Source organism: Vibrio mimicus CAIM 602, from assembly GCF_000338875.1.
Classification (GTDB): Bacteria; Pseudomonadota; Gammaproteobacteria; order Enterobacterales; family Vibrionaceae; genus Vibrio; species Vibrio mimicus.
Genome location: NZ_AOMO01000086.1, coordinates 1 through 2,965 on the forward strand (window position 1 = coordinate 1; position 2,965 = coordinate 2,965).

The 2,965-nt window shown below is 42.7% G+C and carries 5 protein-coding genes; 1 reads left to right on the forward strand and 4 read right to left on the reverse strand.

Annotation, left to right across the window (positions count from 1 at the left end):
- Positions 1–287: 287 nt before the first annotated feature.
- The gene (locus D908_RS23245; protein WP_309474187.1) at positions 288–554 is read left to right on the forward strand and encodes a hypothetical protein; all 267 of its coding nucleotides are present in this window, start codon (positions 288–290) and stop codon (positions 552–554) included.
- Between the two features lie 106 nt (positions 555–660).
- Here D908_RS23245 and D908_RS01860 read toward each other — a convergent pair whose 3' ends face one another.
- From D908_RS01860 to D908_RS01845, 4 genes are all read right to left on the reverse strand, one after another.
- A complete protein-coding gene (locus D908_RS01860; RefSeq protein WP_032467761.1) occupies positions 661–1,434 on the reverse strand; it encodes an aminoglycoside phosphotransferase family protein in 774 nt (257 codons plus the stop codon).
- A 137-nt stretch (positions 1,435–1,571) separates the two neighbouring features.
- Complete coding sequence (locus tag D908_RS01855) at positions 1,572–1,856, reverse strand: putative quinol monooxygenase (RefSeq protein WP_005527308.1); 285 nt, start codon at positions 1,854–1,856, stop codon at positions 1,572–1,574.
- A gap of 184 nt (positions 1,857–2,040) precedes the next feature.
- Positions 2,041–2,328, reverse strand: a complete 288-nt coding sequence (locus tag D908_RS01850; RefSeq protein ID WP_005527310.1) for a type II toxin-antitoxin system RelE/ParE family toxin — start codon at positions 2,326–2,328, stop codon at positions 2,041–2,043.
- Positions 2,325–2,606: a type II toxin-antitoxin system Phd/YefM family antitoxin gene (locus D908_RS01845; protein WP_000086650.1), complete on the reverse strand. Its 282-nt coding sequence runs from the start codon at positions 2,604–2,606 to the stop codon at positions 2,325–2,327. Before D908_RS01845 ends, D908_RS01850 begins: the two co-directional genes overlap by 4 nt.
- Positions 2,607–2,965: the final 359 nt, after the last annotated feature.

The window sequence follows — 2,965 nt, forward strand, 5'->3', positions numbered from 1 at the left end:
TTTTTCTTCAGATGACGGTTCAACAAATGCTTCTGGTGCATTTTCAAAGTGCATGATTCCAATCTGATAATTTAGACGCAAGAGTGAGTCTAAATCTGACGCTTCAGCCGATCTAATTTTCATTTTCGTCCTCTGAATTTGATATGTAAACTAACGCCCGCCTAAGGGGCTGGCAACGCTTAACACTAAGCTCAAACACAACAACTGTAACCACCGCAGCTCAATGGGACTGGAAACGCCGCGCGTTGACAGTCCCTCTTGAGGCGTTTGTTAACTGGCCAGTGTTTATGATTTTCACTGCACTTTTAACCAACACAAAGAAGATTACTCTACTCTTCGTTTGGTGTTTTCACATCTCGGGCTGGTTTTCTGAGCATGAAAAATCCGCAAGCTTCACGCGTTGCAGTCGTAGGTTGTTCCCAAGCACCACAAAGATCCTTGAGATTATTTTTAGCTCTTTCGAAATGACGGCATTGCCCACAACGAAACATTTGCAAACTCCTTTTACTCAGATGCTTTTGGCATTTCCATTTTGCCAGTTAACGCCCGCCTAAGGGGCTGGCAACGCATTACCAATAAACTTAAACACACCAACTGTAACCACCGCGGCTCACTGGGACTGGAAACGCCACGCGTTGACAGTCCCTCTTGAGGCGTTTGTTAGTTGCACAATGCACACTGAATTTTTTGTTTATTTTCAGTGATATATTCTATGTCATTCAGATAAGCTTGAAGATGACCTTGCTCTATGTTTTCAGCAAAGGATTCATTGCCATTTTCGGCTTCACTACGCATGAAAGATACTAAAGCCTGTAATCGCTGAACCATAGCATCGGCTAATTGCTCTCTTTCTGATTCAGTTGTGCCGTAACTGTCACAGAACAACTTAGCTCTAACCACCTGCTCTGAGATTGTCCCTAGCTTATCATTGCTATCAGTTTTGAAAGGAGACCAACAATAAACTGAATATGCAAGGTCCCATATTCTAGGTGCTGGGTGCGCTGTATCGAAGTCAAACACACCAACAACTGTATTTTCTAATAGGGCAACATTGTATGGGGTAAAGTCACCATGACAGATAACCTCAAATGGTTCTCTCGGGTCTAACATCCATCGGTGTGCATTGACATCGAGTTGCTCCAAGAGTGAAGCTGTTGAGTCATGTATTTTTCGTAGTAATTTACCCGCTGACATGAGTGCATCATTTGTTGCGATTGCGCCAACTAGCGGATAATTGTAGGTATTACCTGCGACAAAACTTAAGATTTCTTGGTTTTGATTAACCCCTAGAAACCTGGGGATTTCGTCTACCTTTGCTCGCTCAAGATGCTTCAAAATAAGATGAATTGTAGAACTCCATGGCTGAAGAGGTCGATAGACGACTTCACCATCTCGATATATTGCAGATTCTCTTCCGCCTGATAATTCTTCCACTATACCTCCCTGTGCAACTAACGCCCGCCTAAGGGGCTGGCAACGCATTACACTAAACTCAATCACAACAACCGTAACCACCGCAGCTCATTGGGATTGGAAACGCCACGCGTTGACAGTCCCTCTTGAGGCGTTTGTTATGCGCAACTCACCGTAACTTCATAATTACGTTCAACATTAGCGGAAACTTTACCCCACGTAGAAGATTTAACTCTTAGCTGATGCTTATCAAAAGCAGCTTGATCTCTAAACTCTTCATACACATCGAATCGATATGGGTTTTCTTCGTTTTGCGTGACTTCAAAAATCAGACAACCATCTTCTAATCTCGTGAGACGAACATGATTGTCTAGCTCATTGATAACCACAGTTAGCTCTGCTTTTGGCACAACAATGAAGCCTTTTAGAATTACCTTGCTCAATTTCTATCCTTTTAAATTTTGCAAATGTAGCTGATTTTTTATGTTAGGCGCATAACGCCCGCCTAAGGGGCTGGCAACGCATACAACTAAACTCAAACACAACAACCGTAACCACTGCAGCTCATTGGGACTGAAAACGCCACGCGTTGACAGTCCCTCTTGAGGCGTTTGTTATAACACAGTTTCACACATCATGTTCCGTGAGCAATTGACGACAGTTACGAACTGTTAGAACGCGGATTTCGTGGCTCAAACTATAAATAATGCGGTAATGACCAAAAATTATTTCACGGTAGTTCGTATGAGGCATTTCAGGAACCATGCGGCCCATTTCTGGCATTGAGCCGAGCAATTCCGTTTTGTCGAACACTTCATTCACCCACTTTTCTGCAGCTGATAGGTTATCCAAAGCAATAAACTCTGCGGCATCACCCAGTTTTTGTAACGCTAGAGGTGACCAAACTACTTTCATTTGATGATGCGTCCCAGAACTTGTGAACGAGCATCTTCGTTTGATACACCTAAACCTGCTGCCAATTGAGCTTCTGCAGTACGCATTTCTTCGAGTAATTCGATTTTCTCTTGCATTGCTTCATACTCCGCAACGTCAAGAACAACGGCTACACCTTTACCTCGTTGTGTAATAACCAATGGTCGACGAGTCTCATTGATCTGTTTTATAAATGATGCAACGCCAGCACGGAACTCAGATAAAGGCTGAATATCTTGATCAAGGTGAATACGGCTCATAATGAACTCCATTTAGTACGATTTAACGTACAAATAGTAGTTCAATTGAGATTGATGAGCAAGGAATCGATTCTGTGTTATAACGCCGCGTTAAGGGGTGAATGCCGCCTAAACCAAGCTTCCGCAGACCACTTTCACCACCAAAACTCACTGCAAACCAAAAATGCCACGCGGCATGAATCCCGCTTAAACGCCTTGTTATGCTTAAGCTTCAATGGCTTACGTTTTACTAAAAACAAGATTAACTCGACTTTGATTTACAAACAAAAACCAAAACGTAGAAAACCGAAATGACTCATAGTTTTGATGATCAGACTCGGGATTTTGGCAAATCTAGTTTGAAGTTTGAAACCTAGAAA

What these genes read in the sequence shown, in the direction of transcription:
- D908_RS01845 (WP_000086650.1), bottom strand. Translation starts at nt 2,606, where the DNA reads ATGAGCCGTATTCACCTTGATCAAGATATTCAGCCTTTATCTGAGTTC.
- D908_RS01850 (WP_005527310.1), bottom strand. Translation starts at nt 2,328, where the DNA reads ATGAAAGTAGTTTGGTCACCTCTAGCGTTACAAAAACTGGGTGATGCC.
- D908_RS23245 (WP_309474187.1), top strand. Translation starts at nt 288, where the DNA reads ATGATTTTCACTGCACTTTTAACCAACACAAAGAAGATTACTCTACTC.